Source organism: Variovorax paradoxus, from assembly GCA_016806145.1.
Classification (GTDB): Bacteria; Pseudomonadota; Gammaproteobacteria; order Burkholderiales; family Burkholderiaceae_C; genus Variovorax.
Genome location: CP063166.1, coordinates 3,854,363 through 3,870,732 on the forward strand (window position 1 = coordinate 3,854,363; position 16,370 = coordinate 3,870,732).

General features: G+C 65.2%; 26 protein-coding genes. 10 read left to right on the forward strand and 16 right to left on the reverse strand.

From position 1 onward, the window contains the following. Nucleotides 1-3: 3 nt before the first annotated feature. The 16 genes from INQ48_18065 to INQ48_18140 all read right to left on the reverse strand — a co-directional run bounded on the left by INQ48_18065 (nucleotide 4) and on the right by INQ48_18140 (nucleotide 12,230). Complete coding sequence (locus INQ48_18065) at nucleotides 4-336, reverse strand: hypothetical protein (protein QRF55315.1); 333 nt, start codon at nucleotides 334-336, stop codon at nucleotides 4-6. Nucleotides 337-415: 79 nt separating this feature from the next. Further along, entirely contained in the window at nucleotides 416-901 is a 486-nt protein-coding gene (locus tag INQ48_18070) for a hypothetical protein (GenBank protein ID QRF55316.1), read from the reverse strand. Nucleotides 902-927: 26 nt separating this feature from the next. Beyond that, the gene (locus INQ48_18075) at nucleotides 928-2,196 is read right to left on the reverse strand and encodes a hypothetical protein (protein QRF55317.1); all 1,269 of its coding nucleotides are present in this window, start codon (nucleotides 2,194-2,196) and stop codon (nucleotides 928-930) included. Nucleotides 2,197-2,214: 18 nt separating this feature from the next. Continuing rightward, a complete protein-coding gene (locus INQ48_18080) occupies nucleotides 2,215-3,096 on the reverse strand; it encodes a hypothetical protein (GenBank protein QRF55318.1) in 882 nt (293 codons plus the stop codon). 107 nt (nucleotides 3,097-3,203) lie between these two features. Further along, nucleotides 3,204-5,306: a hypothetical protein gene (locus tag INQ48_18085; GenBank protein QRF55319.1), complete on the reverse strand. Its 2,103-nt coding sequence runs from the start codon at nucleotides 5,304-5,306 to the stop codon at nucleotides 3,204-3,206. A 64-nt stretch (nucleotides 5,307-5,370) separates the two neighbouring features. Continuing rightward, nucleotides 5,371-6,660, reverse strand: coding sequence for a DNA-packaging protein (locus tag INQ48_18090; GenBank protein QRF60784.1), 1,290 nt, complete (start codon nucleotides 6,658-6,660; stop codon nucleotides 5,371-5,373). Between the two features lie 68 nt (nucleotides 6,661-6,728). After that, entirely contained in the window at nucleotides 6,729-7,130 is a 402-nt protein-coding gene (locus tag INQ48_18095; protein QRF55320.1) for a terminase small subunit, read from the reverse strand. Nucleotides 7,131-7,699: 569 nt separating this feature from the next. Continuing rightward, on the reverse strand, nucleotides 7,700-8,134 hold the full coding sequence (locus tag INQ48_18100; GenBank protein ID QRF55321.1) for a hypothetical protein: 435 nt from the start codon (nucleotides 8,132-8,134) through the stop codon (nucleotides 7,700-7,702). Then, nucleotides 8,131-8,310, reverse strand: a complete 180-nt coding sequence (locus INQ48_18105) for a hypothetical protein (GenBank protein ID QRF55322.1) — start codon at nucleotides 8,308-8,310, stop codon at nucleotides 8,131-8,133. Before INQ48_18105 ends, INQ48_18100 begins: the two co-directional genes overlap by 4 nt. Before the next feature lie 106 nt (nucleotides 8,311-8,416). Further along, entirely contained in the window at nucleotides 8,417-8,872 is a 456-nt protein-coding gene (locus INQ48_18110) for a RusA family crossover junction endodeoxyribonuclease (GenBank protein QRF55323.1), read from the reverse strand. Then, nucleotides 8,869-9,459, reverse strand: coding sequence for a hypothetical protein (locus tag INQ48_18115; GenBank protein QRF55324.1), 591 nt, complete (start codon nucleotides 9,457-9,459; stop codon nucleotides 8,869-8,871). The genes INQ48_18110 and INQ48_18115 overlap by 4 nt, the downstream gene beginning before the upstream one ends. Continuing rightward, entirely contained in the window at nucleotides 9,456-9,734 is a 279-nt protein-coding gene (locus INQ48_18120; GenBank protein ID QRF55325.1) for a hypothetical protein, read from the reverse strand. Before INQ48_18120 ends, INQ48_18115 begins: the two co-directional genes overlap by 4 nt. Further along, on the reverse strand, nucleotides 9,731-10,228 hold the full coding sequence (locus tag INQ48_18125; protein QRF55326.1) for a hypothetical protein: 498 nt from the start codon (nucleotides 10,226-10,228) through the stop codon (nucleotides 9,731-9,733). Before INQ48_18125 ends, INQ48_18120 begins: the two co-directional genes overlap by 4 nt. Further along, nucleotides 10,203-11,066 carry a YdaU family protein gene (locus tag INQ48_18130; GenBank protein ID QRF55327.1) on the reverse strand — a complete coding sequence of 288 codons (864 nt, stop codon included), beginning with the start codon at nucleotides 11,064-11,066 and terminating at the stop codon, nucleotides 10,203-10,205. Before INQ48_18130 ends, INQ48_18125 begins: the two co-directional genes overlap by 26 nt. Further along, complete coding sequence (locus tag INQ48_18135; GenBank protein QRF55328.1) at nucleotides 11,063-11,863, reverse strand: site-specific DNA-methyltransferase; 801 nt, start codon at nucleotides 11,861-11,863, stop codon at nucleotides 11,063-11,065. Before INQ48_18135 ends, INQ48_18130 begins: the two co-directional genes overlap by 4 nt. A 10-nt stretch (nucleotides 11,864-11,873) precedes the next feature. Beyond that, the gene (locus tag INQ48_18140; protein ID QRF55329.1) at nucleotides 11,874-12,230 is read right to left on the reverse strand and encodes a hypothetical protein; all 357 of its coding nucleotides are present in this window, start codon (nucleotides 12,228-12,230) and stop codon (nucleotides 11,874-11,876) included. A 217-nt stretch (nucleotides 12,231-12,447) separates the two neighbouring features. Between INQ48_18140 and INQ48_18145 the strand changes: the two genes are divergently transcribed. The 10 genes from INQ48_18145 (at nucleotide 12,448) to INQ48_18190 (ending at nucleotide 16,369) form a co-directional block, all read left to right on the forward strand. Then, nucleotides 12,448-12,975: a hypothetical protein gene (locus INQ48_18145; GenBank protein ID QRF55330.1), complete on the forward strand. Its 528-nt coding sequence runs from the start codon at nucleotides 12,448-12,450 to the stop codon at nucleotides 12,973-12,975. 10 nt (nucleotides 12,976-12,985) lie between these two features. Beyond that, nucleotides 12,986-13,432 (forward strand): hypothetical protein, encoded by a 447-nt coding sequence (locus INQ48_18150; GenBank protein QRF55331.1) that lies wholly within the window; start codon nucleotides 12,986-12,988, stop codon nucleotides 13,430-13,432. A gap of 859 nt (nucleotides 13,433-14,291) precedes the next feature. After that, nucleotides 14,292-14,609, forward strand: a complete 318-nt coding sequence (locus tag INQ48_18155) for a hypothetical protein (protein QRF55332.1) — start codon at nucleotides 14,292-14,294, stop codon at nucleotides 14,607-14,609. Then, nucleotides 14,606-14,956 carry a hypothetical protein gene (locus INQ48_18160; protein ID QRF55333.1) on the forward strand — a complete coding sequence of 117 codons (351 nt, stop codon included), beginning with the start codon at nucleotides 14,606-14,608 and terminating at the stop codon, nucleotides 14,954-14,956. Before INQ48_18155 ends, INQ48_18160 begins: the two co-directional genes overlap by 4 nt. Continuing rightward, the gene (locus INQ48_18165) at nucleotides 14,953-15,234 is read left to right on the forward strand and encodes a hypothetical protein (GenBank protein ID QRF55334.1); all 282 of its coding nucleotides are present in this window, start codon (nucleotides 14,953-14,955) and stop codon (nucleotides 15,232-15,234) included. Before INQ48_18160 ends, INQ48_18165 begins: the two co-directional genes overlap by 4 nt. Beyond that, entirely contained in the window at nucleotides 15,231-15,557 is a 327-nt protein-coding gene (locus INQ48_18170) for a hypothetical protein (GenBank protein ID QRF55335.1), read from the forward strand. Before INQ48_18165 ends, INQ48_18170 begins: the two co-directional genes overlap by 4 nt. Next, a complete protein-coding gene (locus tag INQ48_18175; GenBank protein QRF55336.1) occupies nucleotides 15,554-15,775 on the forward strand; it encodes a hypothetical protein in 222 nt (73 codons plus the stop codon). Before INQ48_18170 ends, INQ48_18175 begins: the two co-directional genes overlap by 4 nt. Beyond that, on the forward strand, nucleotides 15,772-16,011 hold the full coding sequence (locus INQ48_18180; protein ID QRF55337.1) for a hypothetical protein: 240 nt from the start codon (nucleotides 15,772-15,774) through the stop codon (nucleotides 16,009-16,011). Before INQ48_18175 ends, INQ48_18180 begins: the two co-directional genes overlap by 4 nt. Further along, nucleotides 16,008-16,163 carry a hypothetical protein gene (locus INQ48_18185; protein QRF55338.1) on the forward strand — a complete coding sequence of 52 codons (156 nt, stop codon included), beginning with the start codon at nucleotides 16,008-16,010 and terminating at the stop codon, nucleotides 16,161-16,163. The genes INQ48_18180 and INQ48_18185 overlap by 4 nt, the downstream gene beginning before the upstream one ends. Nucleotides 16,164-16,174: 11 nt before the next feature. Next, the gene (locus INQ48_18190; protein QRF55339.1) at nucleotides 16,175-16,369 is read left to right on the forward strand and encodes a hypothetical protein; all 195 of its coding nucleotides are present in this window, start codon (nucleotides 16,175-16,177) and stop codon (nucleotides 16,367-16,369) included. The last annotated feature ends 1 nt before the right edge of the window (nucleotide 16,370 follow it).

A 16,370-nucleotide genomic window follows, 5' to 3' on the forward strand; every position in this document is an offset into this window, starting at 1 on the left:
GGCTTATTCCCCAGGACTCGCAGCGGCCGCGGCGATCTTTTCCTCGATCAGCGCCTGCAGTCGCTTGTCGCCAAGGCGCTTGTCGTAGGTCAGGCCCAGTTCGGCTGCCTTGGCCTCGAGCTCGGCGCGCGTGGGTGGCGCGGTGTCGTCGGTCGAGGCCGCGGGCACCGCAACACGCGCATCCAGTGCGGCCTGGGCTGCAGCAGGAGTGAGGTGCCAGCCATGGGCCAGCTTCGCCTCAAGGTCGGTGTCGTCGACCACCAAGTAATCGACGCGCACGCCGTGCAGCTCGTGCGCGCCCGGCGCCTTGTAGACCATCGTTTGGGGTGCTTGCATGTTCTTCCTCGGGATGGAAAAACGCCCGCACGAAGGCGGGCGTGAACTCCGGCAACTGCTTGCTAGAGAGGTCCCACGATCAATCGCGAATGATGGGGTTGACGCTCGACACGTCGTTCGTGAAGCCCGGGCCGGCCGAGGTGACCTCGTAGGGGGACTTCACGCCGAGGCGGTCGCACAGCGCCTTCACGTACTCGGTGCGGTTCTTGCCCGAGCGCTCGAGCTCGACGAGGCCGGCGATCTTGCCCTCGGGGATGGCCGGCTCGGCATCAGCAGCCACGGCAGCCTTGAAGGCGTCGAGGCTCAGATCCAGGGTCGGCGCCCAGGGCATGATCTCGTGACGGTCGGGCCAGCGGTCACCGCCGCTCGCGCTCTCGGTCGCGCTGCGCGTGGCGAAGTTGGTCTGCGCAGACTGCGCGATGGCAGCCTTCACGCCCTCCTTTTCGGCCTCCTCGCGTTCCGCAGGGGTGAGCTCGGGCACCGGGCGCGGATCGTTCTGTTCCTCGGTGGTGCCAGCGGGTGCGTTGGTCATGTCGACGCCCGAATCGGTCTTCTTTGCGGTCATGTCGGTTCTCCTGGTGGGCCTGGTGGTCAGGCCTGGTTGAAGGCGAGCGACCCGGCCATCTGCGGGTTGGTCAGCGCCGTGCCGAAGTCGATGTCCCACCGGAACTTCATGCTCAGGTCGTTGATTTCGCCCTGGCGCACGTACGAGATGGCGATGCCCAGCTCGGTGGTGGCGCGCATCACTTCCCAGCCGGCCTCAGGGTCGACGGTGTACGAGCCCGGCAGCAGGAGCAGGTTGTCCTTCACGAAGAAGGGGTTCAGTTCGGCAGTGGTCGTGTTGAGCCACGTGAGCGCCGCGCCGTTGGCCGGGGTGGCCGTGACGTTCTGGTACTCCTTCTCGGCCTTGGTGCCGCCACCCGCGGAGATGATGGCCGGGGCCACCGTGATCACGCCGGCAGAGGGCTTGCCGATGACGCGGAACGTCTGCAGCTGGCCGGTGTCCTGCTTGGTGATCATGTGCACCGAGTTCACGCCAGCGATGGTGAACGCGTCGCCCGCCTTGATGTTGGCGTACGTGGCCGCCGTCACGGTGAGCGGCGAGTAGCGGTTGTCGACGTTCTCGGTTTCGCCGGTGCCGGCCGCCGTCGACGTGGCCTTCGGCACCCAGTACTGGTTCGCACCGTTCACCGTGGTGGCGCCGCCGGTGGCTGCAGCGAGGCGCAGCGACTGGTCATTCTTGTACGTCTCGAAGCCGGCGATGTCGCCGATGAAGGCCTTCTGGTAGGCGTTCATCGTCTCGCGCAGGCCGCTGGTCTGCGGCTTGGCCAGGTTCGAAGCCATGCCGTTGTAGACACGCGGCGCCAGGAAGGCCATGCGGTTGGCGAGCGGCACGCCCTGCTCCGTCAGTTGCGCGTCGGCCGCGGCGATGTCGTCGAAGCCGGTCGGTGCCGTGGTGCGCTTGATGAACTGCGAACCCTGGATCGCGGCGGTGGTGAACAGCGCGTAGTTGATGTCGCTCGACAGCTTCTGCTTGGCGGCGTCACCGTAGCGCGAGAGCTGCAGCGGGTCGCGCAGGTCCTTGGCCGTCATCTTGCCGTTGGACGACTTGTGGTAGCCGATCGACACCGGCACGGTGAGCTCGGTCATGTCGCCAAAGTTGGCGGTCTGGTCGAAGCCGTCGTACGACGCGGCGATATACGGCGCGGGAATCCACACCTTGTCGCCGACACGCTGCATGCTCTGCGGATCGAGCGGCGTGTACTTCTGGGCGGCCTTCGCGATCACGAGCTGATCGTCGAAGCCCTCGATCATGTTGTCGAACATGATCCGTTCTTCACGGGAGAATACGTTTGCCATTTGGGCTGCCTTTGATGGTTAGGCGGCGGCCTTCTGCTTCAGCTGCTTCTTGTACGCAACGACCTTGGAACGATCGCCCGTCTTCTCAGCCTCGGCTTCCAGGCGCTTCAGGTTCGAATCCATCGCCCCCATCCCAGGCGCGGAACCGCGCACGGTGGACTCGGGCAGTGGTGCTGTTTTGCGGGGCGTGACCTTCATTTGGGTTTCCAGTTTTGCGACCGCGAACGCGAACTTCACGGGGTCTTCGATGGAAGCGAGCTCCTTGGCCTTCTTCGGGTTTTTGCCGAGCGCGTAGATCACAACCGCGGGGTTGTCGGCCCCGGAGAGAATGACGCCCTGCTGCGTGACGCTGAACGTGTCTTTCGCCACGTCCTCCGCGTCTGCGAAGTCCTTCACCTTCAGCTCGGCCGTGGCCTTGCCGTAAGCGTCCAACTTCGCCTGCCAGGCCGCCTGGGCCTTGGTCTGGGCATCCTGCTTCTTGCGCTCCTGTTCGCCGTGCTCCTGCAGCCGCAGGTTCCACGCCTTCCAGTCCGCTTTGAACTTCGCTTCGTCGTATTCGCAGCCCTCGAGCGTGGGTTCGTCGCCGACCACGACGGCTTGAGCTGCTGTGCTCTTGCCGCGCAGGACGGTGAGTTCCTGTTCGAGCTCGCGATTCCGGCGTTGCGTCTCTCGGTTGTTCTTCCGCAGCTCGCGAACCCACTCGGGCGCACGGCTCTCGTCTTCGTCAGAGGGCGGCGATTCCTCTCCGATGGTGACGGTCACCCCGCCTTCGTCGCCCTCCTCGCCGCCTTCGCCTTCGGCCCCCTCGCCGGCTTCCGCCAGTTCGGTTTCCTCGTGCTCTTGCTCGTCAGTGGTTTCGTCGGTGGAGAGCTCTTCGCCCTCGGTTACTGCCTGCGTCATCGTTTCGACCCTTCGTCTCACCTGAAAGCCGGTGGTGGCAGGGCCGAATGATAGCTACAGTCAATCGGTCACGCAAATCTTGATAGTTATTGACTAAATCAGGCGGGTCAAAGGCCGGCGGGGAAGTCCGGCGCGGGGATGTCGATCGGAGCCGGGACGGCACCCGATGGTGCGGCCAGCATCCCCTGCAGCGCCTCCGCGCTGGCGATCTGCTGCTCGTTGTGCTCGCCCATCGTTTCGGCCATGGTCTTGGCGGTCTGCGCGCGCTTCAGGTCGGCGCTGGCGATGGTCTCCACCGTGTCGGCACGCTTCTGCGCGGCCGCAGCTTCGGCTTCCTGGGCGGCGGATAGCAGGTACTGCGATTGCGGGTCCGGCGGCGCGTTCTTCGCGACCTCCTGCGCCGCGGCGAGTTGCTGAGCTTCCTCCTCGGTGGGCTTGATGACGCCCATCTTCACGAGCTTGGCGCGGAAGAAGTCGCGCGTATCACTGAGCCCTTCGCCCTCCATGTTCATCAGGATCAGCGCGTTGAGCACAGCCACTGTCTCGGGGTCTTGAGTAAGCGACAGCATAGAGGTGAGCGCGCGCACAGTGGCTGCGCGCCGGCTGACCGATGACGGGCCGACATCCACATTCACGTCGAAGTCAGCCTTCGTCATGTCGTTGTCGACAAACTCGGTCTCGGTCTCCGGGTCATAGCTCGGCTCATTGAGCACAGCGGTCCCAACGCCGCCCGACGAGTCGAGTGTCTTCATGCGGCGGCGCTCCTCAACCACGATGTCTTTCGACATCGAGAGCCAGACCTGACCGCCGCGTCGCATGCCCTTGGCGAAGTTCGACATGTAGATGAAAACCTGCATGTCCAGTCGGTTCTGGATCAACTCGACGGTCTTTGACCCAATGTTGCTGACCATCTTTTCCGCGGCCTGCTGATTGCCCAGCAAATCCTGCATGTCCTGCTCGACCACCTGCATCAGAGCGCCCCAGGCCTGCGGGATTTCCGGGGCCTTGGTGTAGCCGATCGGGCCGGCGGCCTGCTGGTTGCCTTGCGCGTCAGTCACGGGGTTGAGCAACAGGTAGGGAAAGTCGTCTACGTTGTCGCGCGCCCACATATTCACGTGCCCAGCGATCTGCTGCGGCGTGACGATGGGCTTCGAAATGTTCGAGCGGCCGGCCAAGTCGCCGAGGAACGATCGGAGCATGTTGGCCAGGCGTTGAGCATCTTTGGCCAGGCGCACGTGTCCCATGCAGCGCTCGATGTTGTCGACAAACCAGCGCTTGCCATACACCGGGATGATCGGAATGCAGCGCCCTGGGATCACCTCCTTGTCGCCCAGCACCTTGCCGCCGCTCATCGTGTACTTGTGAATCTCGCGGCGCTTCACGCGCTTGCGGCGCACCTCGCGGAAGCCAGTCGCCAGAAGCGTGTCGAGCTTGTCGGGATCGGCCTCGAGCTCGCTTTCCGGGACCATCATGTCCTGGTCGTCGAGTCCACGGAAGACGCGAATCACCTCGCTCTTTTCCTCGACGCTGTAGCGCTCGCAGATGTAGACGACATCCGGCGTGCACCAGTCGAAGTAGGCGCTCTGCACGTCCTGGGGCCAGGTCGTGGGGTCATCCTTGTACTCCTCGACGTAGGCCGACCGGCTCATGCCCGTGAGCACGTAGCAGCGCTTCGCATCGGCCTTGTCCTGGCGCTTGGCGTTCAGGTCAAAGAACACGCTGGAGTCGGCATCGAAGATGGGCTCCAGCTTGATGCGCTGGCGGTCATCCTCGTCGTCGTCCTCGTCCTCGTAGCACGCGCGAAGGCGCCACGCACCGAATCCACCGCCCACAGCCTCCTCGAAGGCGTTGTCGTAGGCTTCCTCCGCCGTGCTGTCCTGCTCGTCGGCACGGTAGAGCCCGTCGCACACGTCCGCGAACTTGTCGCCGGTCGTGCCGTCCTTCGGGGTGAAGTCCACCGTGATGCGGTTGTTCCGGTACTCGTTGATGATCCGGATCACCGCAAGGTGGATCTTGTTCATCTCGAACCGCGGCTTGTTCTCGAACTGGTCGCCAACCGGGCCTTCCCACTGCGCGCCGGCGATGCTGTAGAACCGTCGGTCTTCTAGGCACTGCATGCGCACTTCACGCTGCGCTGCCTGGATCTCGTCGAACTCCTTCAGCGAGTCGGCATGGATCTTGGCGAGGCGATCGGCGGTCGAGATGGTCATAGTAAATTCCTACCACGCCAATCGGCGTCAATAGCGGAATTCTATGATTCGACCCTGAAAAAGCCTACCGCCCGCGGCGGAAGTGGCTCACGCTGGGCAGCGGATTGACCTTCGGCGAGGTGTCGACGGTCTTCGTCATGGCAGGGAACAACTCGGCCAGGCCCCAGATGTGCGCGTCCGCCCGGTTCGGTGAGCGGGGGCCCGTGTAGCCGCCAGTCGAGAAGGCGCAGAGCTCGTCCTCGAGCTTCGGGAACAGGCCGACGTGCCGCACCTTGCCGTCTTCGTAGAGCGCAGAGAACGGCTCGGCGCGCTGGATCTTGCCGCGGCTGGCGGTGACCATCTTGAAGAACACTCGGGTTTCAGCGCGCGCGGCCGCAACCTGGATCGTCTGCTGCACCATGCCGCCGCCGAAGTTCGACTCGCCCACGATCACGTCGGCCTTGTGGCGCATGTAGGCTTCGACGGCGATGCGACCCCAGACGGTTGGGCCGCCCTTCACGGTCAGGTCTTCGACCAGGTAGGCGCGGCTGTCGATGCCCAGCGCGTCGACCGTGATGCCTACCTCGTCGTTGTCCGCGTTCTGCTCGTCGTCGCTGGCGCCCGATGGGTCGACGGACACGACCACGCGCTGGTACGCCGGGACCTGACCGTCGTTGACGCGCCAGCGGTCGATCACCGCCTCGTCGAACAGCGCGTTTGGGGTGGCGTCCGCGAACTCGCCGCGCACGAAGCGGCGCTTCATCCGCTCGGACAGACCTTCCAGCGTCTGCAGGTACTCGCTGCTCAGGTTCTCGGCGTTGTCGGCCGGGTTCATGAGGAACGAGTCGTAGTTGTTCGGCTCGCGGAGTGGCTCCTTCGTCTCGGGGTCGAGCTTTTGCTTGAAAACCTTGAACGACCAATGCGCCTTGGAAGGTGGGTTGCAGTCGAACAGGAAGCGCAGCTTGAGAGGCGACTCGGCGCGCCCGGGCAGCACCTGCATGACCTTCTGCGCAAGGCGGGTGAGCAGCAGCATCACGCCGCCCCAACTGACCTGCGACGCCTCGTTGATGTAGATCGTCACGAACTCCATGCCGAGTAGCTTTTCCATGCGGTCGCCCTCGTCCAGGCCGCCGAACCAGATCTCGGAGCCACCGGGCAGCTTGGCAACCCACTCGGTGCGGCTCAGGTCGTAGTGCACCCCGGGGAAGCAGAGGCGCATGACGCGCGGGAACGTGTCGGCAATGATCGACGCGCGGAGGTGGACGAACCGGAAGCGGACGATCAGATGGCGCGAGCCTGGCGCCTTGAGCGCGCGCAGGACGATGGTCCGGATGATCAGGAACGTCTTCCCGCTGCGGCCACCACCGAACAGCATCACCCACGTGGCGAGGCCCGACAACACGGTGTCGATGGCCTGGCGCTGGCGTTCGGTCGGCGCGAAGCTCACAGGTCGGCTTCCTTCTCCGACATCACGAACTGAATCGGGCCGCCGTCAAGGCCGCCGTGTTCGTGCTTCTCAGTGAAGAGCTTGAGGTGCTTGCCCAGCAACTCCTGCGAGCGCAACGCTGCGTTGTAGTCGTTCGAGAACTCGGCCTTCATGCCGATGCGATGGATGTTCTGCAGCACCGCCTCGGCTTTCAGGTTGAGCTTTTCGGTCATGCGCGCCGTAGCCGCGTCAATCGCAGCAATGACCGCGGGCGATTGCATCAGCCGGTGGGCAGACTGTCGCGCGCCCTTCTCGCTGTAGCCGGCGCGAATCAGGGCCTGCGTCCGGTTGCGCTTCGGGTCGGTCAGCAGCTCGGCGACGAAGCGGGCTTCGCCGAGGGTGAGTTTCTTCGTTGCCATTACCAATCTCCTGTTGCTCCACCACCGCTGAAGTTGCCGCCCCCGTCCGAAATGAAGTCGAGCGCAGGCGCCGGTGCAGGACTGTACGAGGGCTCGAATGCGGGGGTTGGCGGGATAGCAGAGAACACGAACGGGGCCGGCGGTGATGCCGCAGCGAAGTGACGTGCTGTCTCGTCGTAGAGGTCCTGCGGGTAGTCGGGCGATTTCTCGGCGCCACGTCGTGGCCGCCGGCAGTGATCGCAGACCATCCCCTTTGGCTTGAGTGGCGCGCCGCAGCCATCGCACATAGTGGGCTCCGGCTCGCGCTCAGGTGTCGGTCCAGTCTTCACAGCCGCATTGGCAGCTGCAGCGGCGGCGTAGACGTATGCGGATGCAACCATGTTTTCTCTCTCAAACACGCGCGTTGAGCGCGTCGAACAGTTCCCGCTGCCTAGGATCCGGCGCTTGCGTGTCGGGCTGCTTCTTCCTCTGCCTCGGCCCGCGCACCAGGGCAGCGCAGTGCGCGCCGAACGGCATGCCGCCCAGCAGCACAGGCTGAGCGACGGCTCGGTGGCAGCGGGCGCATCGCATCACAACGCCAGCGTGTCGACGCCGTTGCCACATCCGCAGTCCAACTGGCACGCCACGACCACGGCGTGCCGCGCGTCCTGGCCGAGCCACATGGCGGCCATCGCGAAGTCGCGACCGCTTCCGATGGCCCAGAACAGGTTTTCGATCACGATCGGGTGCGCGCTGTTCTCGTACTGCAGGACGCGGCCGCCTGGCTCGATCACGAGCGCCGATACGCACTTCTCCGGATCGCGCTGGCACGCGGGCAACTGTTCGGGGAGCGCGCCGGCGCCGAGCCAGTGCACGATCTCGGAGATCTGAGCGGTGTTGCCGGCGCAGCCGACCAGCCGGCCATCGCCCAGGCGGTGCACCTTCGTGGTGGTGGCGTGCAGGCCGCCGAAGCTGGTGCGCTTGTCGCCAGCGAGCACCTTTCCATCCCATGCAATGACTGTCACAGCAGTTGTCCCTCCTGCGGCCGCGGCGCGGGCGCGTGCTTGCCGATGCGGCAGACGTTCTGTGCCGAGGTGGTTCGGCCAGCGCGCTCCTGTTCGGGCCGCGCGAGGCATTCGCCGTACCCGTGCTGGGCCAGTGCGCCCTGCAGAAGCCAGTGGGTGCAGGATCCACACGTCATGGCCGGCCTTTCTCGATCAACCAAGGCACGAGGATCGAAACCAGCAACACCACGATCGCAGCGCCCCAGAAGACGATCGCGAGGGATGGAGCGTGAGCGCCGCAGTTCACGCCACCGCTCCCAGCAGGTCGCCCTGCACAGCCGGCGCGGCGATGGGCTCGATGGTGAGCACCACGCGCGCGCCGTGTTCGTCGGGCTCCATGCGCTCGGCCGAATACCGACGCACCTGCTTGTCGTCGCCGAACGCCACGCCGTTCAGCGCGTCCATCAGCACCTTCTCAGCGTTGGTCAGGTCGATGCACTGCACGGTATCGTCCCAGGCCGCGCCGTGCTTGCGCTGGCGCGTCTGCCAGTCGAGCGGACGATGCGGGTAGAGCTGCAGGTGCACTGCGATGCGGCCCGACAGCGGCGTGCGCACACCCGCGGCTCGGGCCATGGCGCCCACCTCCACGCGGAATGCCTTGGCCTCCTTCGTGGGCACGATGCTGATGTGGGCGCCGAGCTTGACCGGGCGCCAGTACCGGTTGGCGCTGATCGGGTACGGGAGGGTCAGGCGGATCATGATTGCACCTCCGCAGCGCGTACCCGGCCGCGCACCGGCGCCAGGTCGAAGACGCTTCGCGCCGGTCGCGCGCTCAGTTCGATGCGCTCCTGCGCGCGGATGGCGTTGGCACGGCCCTGGGTGATCCCGAGCGCGTGCGCCGCGTCGATGCCAGTCTGCGGGCTCTCCAGCAGCCACCGCTTGAGTTCGGCCGTCAGCTTCCACGTCGAGCGCCGGCCCTGTCGATTTGCCTGCGCCTTGGCCGTCGTCACAGCCTTGCCCGAGCGCGCCATGTGCATGCCCCAGGCTTTGCGCGTGCCCGAGACGATGTGCTGCGGCGCCACGCAGTCGTAGCTGTCGCAGGAGCGGTAGCAGACCCAGCCGTTGCGCAGTTGGCGCGCCGGATGCGCGAGCAGCCACGCGGCGCGAGTTGCCGTCACGTGCCCGATCCCATGCACCCAGATGACGTGCCGTTGATCCTGCGGCAGTGCGCGGCCGCGAGCCGTGCGCAGGTGCCAGCAGCCTGCGTCCTCGTCGACCACGCATCGCTGGCGCAGGTCCTCGAGCGAGGCGATGCCGTCGAGGCGCGTTCCTTTCTCGTGGCTCATGCCCCCCTCCCGTCAGCCAAAGTCAGCGGGCGCTCACCAAATGCGCGCGCGTGCGCGGGAGCGTCGGAGACGTAGGGTTTCGTCAGGGTGAGCAACATGCAGCGGGTCTGCAGCCCGTTCGTGATCAGTCCATGCCGCATGCCGTGCCAGACCTCGGAGCGGGACAGGGGCGTCTCATCGGGTGTTGGATAGCGCAGCGGCGTGGCGCGCTTGGGCGGCTCGTGGTCGACCGTCTCGAGCACGAGCTCGGGGTCGCGGAACAGGACTTCGGTCATGCGTTGGACTCCTCGGGTGTGAACGTGGGCTCGCGCAGCGCGTCGCGGGCCATGGACAGAGCGACAGGCGTTGAGCGGTGCTCGCCGGATTCGTGGCGGCGGATCAGGTCGCGGGCCCACTGGCGCGGATCGCGCGCGGCGGCGGGCTTGTTCATGGCTTGGAAGGCGGCCAGCACGCGCTCGCGAGTGGCGCGCGATGCGGGCGTCGGCGCCTCGATCCGCGGCTTGTCGGGCTGGATGTCGGGCCCGGACTTGGCCAGGCGCCGGAACTCGCCCGCGTTGGGCGCGCGGTCCGGCAGGTGGTCGAGCGCCCAGCCGATCAGCGCGGGGTGCCGCTCGAAGCCGTCGAGCTCTCGGGCCCAATCGGCCTGCACGATCGCCGCGCCCTCCTCCACGGTCTTCCCGAGGCCCTCGTAGCGGATCGTGAAGTCGCGGCCGTAGCGCACCGTGAGGCGGCTGAAAATCCGCTCAACCCAGGGCTGGGGGAGTGACATCGCGTGTCTCCGCTTCGATGGTTTCGGGGTCGTGGCGCTGGCCCGGCGGGCGGCGCGCGAGGCTCGGCGCGAAGGCGGCAACCGTCTCGCGAGACCGGCGCTGGTAGGGGGTTTCGGTGGGCGGTGCGGCCGCGGGCAGCGTGCCGACCTTCGCGGCTTCACGGCGCCGGCCAGCAGCGACGCGCAGGGCGTAGACGAAGCCCTTGCCCCCGGCGGCAGCAACACGGGCCGCGTCCTCGAGCTCGGGGAGCGTGATTCCGGCGGCCAGCAGCGCCAGCAGCTCGGGGTGCGATGGATTGGCGTCCTGCAGCCCTGCCGCCCGCATCGCCTTCGCCGCAGCCCCCGCGTTTGCGCCCGCGATAACCGCGTGAGCGGTTATGTCTGGTGACTGGTTACTGGTGTCTGGTGTCTGGGGACGGGCGCGCGGTGCATTGCCTTCGCTATGCGTTCGCATGTCGTCCGCATCATGCGTTTCCGATGCGTTCGCATGGCCTGAGTTAGCGAGTGCTTCTGCTTTTTCCTTTTCCCAGCGCGCATTTGCAGAGGCCTTCGCCTTCTTGCTCTTGTTCTGAAACTTCGCGATTTCCTCGTCGGCTCGCGCATTGGCATGGAAACCCTGAACGAGAGAAAAAAACTCGGCCAGAACTTCCCTGACCGCCTGTTTTTCGTGACGCCCGTTCGCGCGTGCGAGCCGGCAGCAGGCCTCGAAGTCGCCAGGCAACGGCTGTTCAGTGATGTAGTAGCGATCGAGCAACCGCCGATAGATCCCCTCCTGCATGGCCGACAGATGCGCCGTCTTCTTGAGGAAGTCGCCGAGGTGGTGCTCGTAGTAGTTCATGCCGCGGCCTCCGGCATCAACGACTGCTGCAGCGGTTGCTGAGCGTCAGCAAACATGCGGGTACTGGTGATGGCTTCCTCGATACGGCGGCAGGCGACGTCGAAGTACTGCAGGCTCTGCTCACAGCCGATGAACTTCCGTCCGAGCTGCAGCGCCGCAACACCCGTGGTGCCACTGCCCATGAACGGATCGAGCACGACGCCGCCAGGCTCGCAAATCTCGACCATCGCGGCCATAAGCGGTACCGGCTTCTGGGTGACGTGCTCTCGATCGCCCGGTACGTGGAATTCGTAGAAGCCAGGAAGACATCCCACGCCGCGATCGACCGGCATCGGTCCAGCCGAACCCCAGACGACGTACTCGGCGGCCGAGGTAAAACGCCCCATCTGCGGCCTGGGCGACGTCTTGACCCATGGCACCACGCCGCGCCACACCCAGCCGCCAGCCTGCAGATAGTCGGTGGAGATGGGGAGCTGTCGCCAGTCGGTGAAGAACAGCGCGGGTGAGCCTGGCTTTGATGCGCGCAGCGCGGCGGCGGCCCAGAGCGTCGACCAGAAATGAAACGATCGCTGGTCGCGGTTGTCGCCGCCGAAATCCGAGGTCTTGCCTAGGTTCGAAGATCCGGTACTGAGGTACTTCGTCTTCGTATCCATGGCGCGATCGCCGCGAAAGGCGCCCCCGCTCGAATACGGCGGGTCTGTTATCACGGCGTCAGCGACTCCAGGCTCGAGAGCCTGCAGTACTTCCAGCGCTTCGCCGTGGTAGAGCGTCGCGCCGCCGATGACCTCGGTTCTCATCGCGTTGCCCCTACGCCAACAGCCGCCCGTGCCGCTGCTCGAGCTCCGCGACCTTGGCGCGCGCCGCGGCGAGCTCGGCCGAGATCTTGTGCCGCACGGTCACGTCGCAGCCCATCTGGTCGGCCAGCCACACCAGCGGCGCGATGCTGTTCGTCACGCGCATGAAGGCGATGAGGCGCTTGGCCCACTGCTCGCCCACCCCGCGCATGAACTTCGCCATGTAGCCGTGGCTGATGTGGATGCGATCGGCGATCTGGTAGTGGTCGAGATCCGCGTGCATCGCGGCCTCCGAGAGCGTCCTGCTGAAGCCAGCGCGCTCGATGAGCTCGAGCTCCAGCACTTCGCCGGCAGGTCCGTGCGTCGTCACCGCGCGGTCCGCTTTCCAGTGCTTTCCAGCGGTTTCTTGTGGTTTCCATTCGGCGGGTTCAAAACTGCGATCCATGATTTCTGCGACTCCCATCGCTTCGGTTGATGAAAAAAAGGCCTTGTTGGGCCGCCCTATCCGTTCAGCCCCCTCGCTGGGGAGTCGGCCGGTTGAGGGCCTTGCAGTAGGACGGCCCAACAAGGGCTCTGAGTGGGTTCACGTGCATGACGCCGCCTTACTCGGCATTGCCGCGGCGCTGGCGGACGCGGTCGTCGAGCATGAGCCCGACAACCACGGCCAGGATCACGAGGCCAGCCAAGAGGAAGAACGGATCCACAGCTCAGCGCTCCGGCCGATCGAAGCCGCGGCACAGCAGTTGCGCCAGGCTCCACAGCACGGCGGCAACGACGATTGCGGCCGCGCAGGCGCAGGAATGGGCGATGCGGGTCATGGCCTACGCCCCCTCTGCGGTGGGCTCGGGGGCGGCCTGCGCGGGCGTAGCACCGGCGGCCTCCAGCATCTCGGCCGGCAGGTGCCTTCGAGCGAGGGCTGCGAGAACCCGGTCCTCGATGCGAGCTGGAAGCTCGTCGGGCCATTGCGAGATGGCAGCCGACGAGATGCCGATTGCTTCAGCGGCGGCAGCGACCGACCCACCGAGCAGTTCAAGAGCGCGAGCTTTGTTCATAGCGCACATGTTAGCGCGCTTATGTTTTTTGTCAAAGCACGCTTATCTCGCCGTGGCTTCTAATCTTGCTTACATGAGCACGCTGGCCGAACGCATGCAGGAGTTCTCGCGCGAGACCGGATGGTCGATCGCAGAGATTGCTGCGATCGCGAAGGTTTCGCACTCTGCGGTGTCGCAGTGGATGGGCAAGGGTGCCAAGGAAATCAAGTCCATCGCCAAGATCGATTCGGCGATTTACTTGGAACGCGCCTCTGGATTCAGCGCATTGTGGCTTGCGAAAGGGCTGGGGCCGCGGAAGGCCGCAATTCAGCCAGCGGCCGCGGCGATGACGCTCGAGCAGATGCTTGAGGCCATCGGGCTCGCCCTTGAGAAAGCGCCGGCCCTGGAGGCGCGGCAAGGTGCAGAGTCCATGCTTCAAACCTTCATCGCCAATCCGAGTGCCAACATGGATGTCGTACCGCTGATCGCCAGGCGCTTATCGGGGGAGCGGCCGCTCAAGACGGGTACGCACAGTCACTGAGGGGATCGATGGCCAAGCCGTCGGCGCGAATCTATGAATACGCACCCAGAGTGTTATCTAAAGTAACCAATTTTCAGTCGGTGAAGACCCGAGGGCAGCCACCCTGGAATATGGTTTTTTACCTGAGATTCGGACAACGGAGGGGATGATGAGAGGGATTCTTGTTGCGGCGCTCGCCGCATCCACGCTCGCCGCATGCACGAGCATGACGCCGATTCAGCCGGTGGGTCGTGATCGATTCATGGTGTCGTCGACAGTCCGCGGAGGCTTTACTACTGACGGCCAAATCAAGCAGGATCTTCTGGCGCGAGCTCGCGAGTTCTGCGGCAAGAAGGAAATGGTCCTTGAGTCGTCGACCTCTGGTGGCACTCAGGGGTGGACACCACAGACAGCGGAGGTCTTGTTCAAATGCGAGTGATAGTTCGACCTCGGGTTGCGACTGTAGCGGTCGCCTCGATCTGCATCTCACTGTTGGCCGGATGCGCAAGCAACTCCGGGGTAGTCCCTGTTGGGCAAGACACCTTCCTCATTTCCAAGCAAGCTGCGACTGGTTTTAGTGGTCTAGGCACCTTGAAAGCAGAGGTCTACCAAGCCGCCTCGGAGACATGCTCTAGGGGTGGGAAGACCATGGAAACGACGACTTATTCCGAAAGCCAACCGCCCTTCATCTTGGGCAACTTTCCCCGAGTGGATCTGACTTTCCGTTGCAGATAGCGGCCTAACCCTCCGCCGACCGAGCCCGCCATCGCGCGGGCTTTTTTTTCGTCCGAAAGACTGAGCACGCTTAAGGGTCAATAAGCATGCTTGTATTCATTGGTTAGAGCGCTTACATTGCATCCCATCCCAACAGGAGATGGACATGCAAGCACTACAGAGCCGGCCCGAGGTGGCCGATCGGCATCGGATGCTGCGCTTGGCGGACGAGCAGGTGCAGTTCAACGACTTCGAGCGCGAGGAGAAGGTTGCGCGCTACCGGCGTCTGTTGGCGCGCGCTGACTGGTTCCACGAGGCGAGCGACAACCACGAGGTGTGGCGCGAGGGCCGTGCGCAGTTCACGGCGATCTACGAGCTGCAGGTCGAGGTCGATCCCGATGGTTCGATCTGGCGCACGGTTGCCCCGGCGGCGATGACCTCGGGCGTGTCGATCCCCCAACCCCGCGCCCGGAGGTCGGCATGAGCTCCTTCGAAGACCAAGTCAAGGCTGCGGCCGAGAAGGCTGTGCTGCAGTTCGTCGGCTCTGGTGGCTGGTTGCTGCCGAACTACGAAAGCCGCCTCAAGATCCCGGCCGAGTGGATCGCTGACTGCTGGCGGCTCGTGGATGCCGAAGCGCTCAAGAGGCAAATCGCTGCGCGCCTCGAGGCCGAGCTGGCCGACCGCATGGTCAACCACATGGCCGCCGAACTCGCCACCGACATCAAGCAGATCCTCGGCGTCAAGGAACGGCGCGAGATGCTTCGCGGTCTGGCGCGCGAGCACATGGATGCGGTGATGACTGCAGGCAAGACCACTGGGAGGTCGGCATGAGCGCCGCGCGTCTCACCCCATCGGTCGGCGACTACATCACGGGTCGCTGCGTGACGATGAATAGTTGCCACGACGGCCAAGTGCTGGAAGTCGTGCCCCTCGGCCCCTTCGATTCGACACGACGTTACCGCATTCGGGATGACATCGGTCGGGACTACGTCGTTTTCCACCAAGGCTTCGCGTTTCGCCCTGCGACGCACTCTGCCGATGCGCGAGTGAACGCAGCGGCTTGGGCTGTGTTCGATGAACTCAGCGTAGCGCAGGAGGCAGCATCGTGAGCGCCGCGCAGCACACGCCTGGGCCGTGGGAAGCAAACGGCCCCTTCGTCAACTCTGCCGCCGTCATTGGCATTGCTGACTGCTCGCGCGCTGCCGTTGCAGAAAACTGGGCCGGCACCGACTACGCAACGGATGAGATCGCTGAGGCCAACGCCCGCCTGATCGCCGCAGCGCCCGAGTTGCTGAACTCACTGATCCTGATGGTCCGCACCCACGACGAACCTGCCGAGACGCTTCTGCAAGAGACGAAGGAGATGCTGTGGCTTGAGCAAGCGCGGGCAGTGATTGCCAAGGCCACCGGCCAGGAAGGCGGTGCCAAGTGAGCACGGACCGCAACACCCTTCGCAAGCTGGCGCGCGAGTGCGAGGTCGAAGTCATCGAGTACCCCGACGGCCGCGTGCTGGTGGTCGGCGGACTGGTGAACGTGCACTGGTGGCCGGACAGCAAGCGCAAGACGGCGTTCGTTGAGGGCGCGCCTGCGGGCCGGCGCTACGCCACGGCGCGCAACGTGATCAACCTCGCGACGAAGGGGGTGGCATGAACGCACACCGCCTGACCGCCCCGCGCGAGTTCGTCGGCAGCGTCGACGCGACGCACGAGCGCTGCACGCCCTGCCCTCGCACGCTGGAGGAAGCGTTCGGCCGCGCTGCCGGCGGCGTGATCGTGCCCATGGCCGACGAGCCGAGTTCCTTCAACGACGCCGAGCCCTACGTCTACGTCGCGAGCCTGATCGGGATCGTGGCCGCGCTGGTCTTCAACAACTGGAGGCCGATGTGAAGCCCTACCCGAACGTCGCGACGGAGACGGACTTCCCGCCGCTGCAGTCGCGCCCCCACGAGCCCGAGAGCGGAGCCGCGCGCTTCGTGTCGCTCGGCCTGCTCGCACTGTCCCTCATCTTGCTGGGCGTCTGGGCCTGGCGCTCGTTTTGAAAGGCTGAATCATGCCCACTGAATTCGACAACGCCCTCCACATGATGGAGGTCCAAGGCGGCAGCTTCGTGAAGTCGCTGGCGCACTGCTACCTCATGGCGGACCCGTCCAACAAGACGAAGCTGCGCGCGGCGTTCGCGGACTACTTCGCCGACTACGAGGAGCGCTTCCGCCGGCACGCCGCCCAGCGCGCCGTGGAGGCCTGAC

Coding starts and splice junctions, on each gene's coding strand:
- INQ48_18075 (QRF55317.1), bottom strand. CDS start 2,196: ATGGCAAACGTATTCTCCCGTGAAGAACGGATCATGTTCGACAACATG.
- INQ48_18105 (QRF55322.1), bottom strand. CDS start 8,310: ATGACGTGTGGATCCTGCACCCACTGGCTTCTGCAGGGCGCACTGGCC.
- INQ48_18115 (QRF55324.1), bottom strand. CDS start 9,459: ATGAGCCACGAGAAAGGAACGCGCCTCGACGGCATCGCCTCGCTCGAG.
- INQ48_18135 (QRF55328.1), bottom strand. CDS start 11,863: ATGAGAACCGAGGTCATCGGCGGCGCGACGCTCTACCACGGCGAAGCG.
- INQ48_18165 (QRF55334.1), top strand. CDS start 14,953: ATGAGCGCCGCGCGTCTCACCCCATCGGTCGGCGACTACATCACGGGT.
- INQ48_18150 (QRF55331.1), top strand. CDS start 12,986: ATGAGCACGCTGGCCGAACGCATGCAGGAGTTCTCGCGCGAGACCGGA.
- INQ48_18065 (QRF55315.1), bottom strand. CDS start 336: ATGCAAGCACCCCAAACGATGGTCTACAAGGCGCCGGGCGCGCACGAG.
- INQ48_18095 (QRF55320.1), bottom strand. CDS start 7,130: ATGGCAACGAAGAAACTCACCCTCGGCGAAGCCCGCTTCGTCGCCGAG.
- INQ48_18070 (QRF55316.1), bottom strand. CDS start 901: ATGACCGCAAAGAAGACCGATTCGGGCGTCGACATGACCAACGCACCC.
- INQ48_18120 (QRF55325.1), bottom strand. CDS start 9,734: ATGACCGAAGTCCTGTTCCGCGACCCCGAGCTCGTGCTCGAGACGGTC.
- INQ48_18130 (QRF55327.1), bottom strand. CDS start 11,066: ATGAACTACTACGAGCACCACCTCGGCGACTTCCTCAAGAAGACGGCG.
- INQ48_18085 (QRF55319.1), bottom strand. CDS start 5,306: ATGACCATCTCGACCGCCGATCGCCTCGCCAAGATCCATGCCGACTCG.
- INQ48_18160 (QRF55333.1), top strand. CDS start 14,606: ATGAGCTCCTTCGAAGACCAAGTCAAGGCTGCGGCCGAGAAGGCTGTG.
- INQ48_18155 (QRF55332.1), top strand. CDS start 14,292: ATGCAAGCACTACAGAGCCGGCCCGAGGTGGCCGATCGGCATCGGATG.
- INQ48_18190 (QRF55339.1), top strand. CDS start 16,175: ATGCCCACTGAATTCGACAACGCCCTCCACATGATGGAGGTCCAAGGC.
- INQ48_18090 (QRF60784.1), bottom strand. CDS start 6,660: ATGCTGTTCGGTGGTGGCCGCAGCGGGAAGACGTTCCTGATCATCCGG.
- INQ48_18125 (QRF55326.1), bottom strand. CDS start 10,228: ATGTCACTCCCCCAGCCCTGGGTTGAGCGGATTTTCAGCCGCCTCACG.
- INQ48_18080 (QRF55318.1), bottom strand. CDS start 3,096: ATGACGCAGGCAGTAACCGAGGGCGAAGAGCTCTCCACCGACGAAACC.
- INQ48_18180 (QRF55337.1), top strand. CDS start 15,772: ATGAACGCACACCGCCTGACCGCCCCGCGCGAGTTCGTCGGCAGCGTC.
- INQ48_18110 (QRF55323.1), bottom strand. CDS start 8,872: ATGATCCGCCTGACCCTCCCGTACCCGATCAGCGCCAACCGGTACTGG.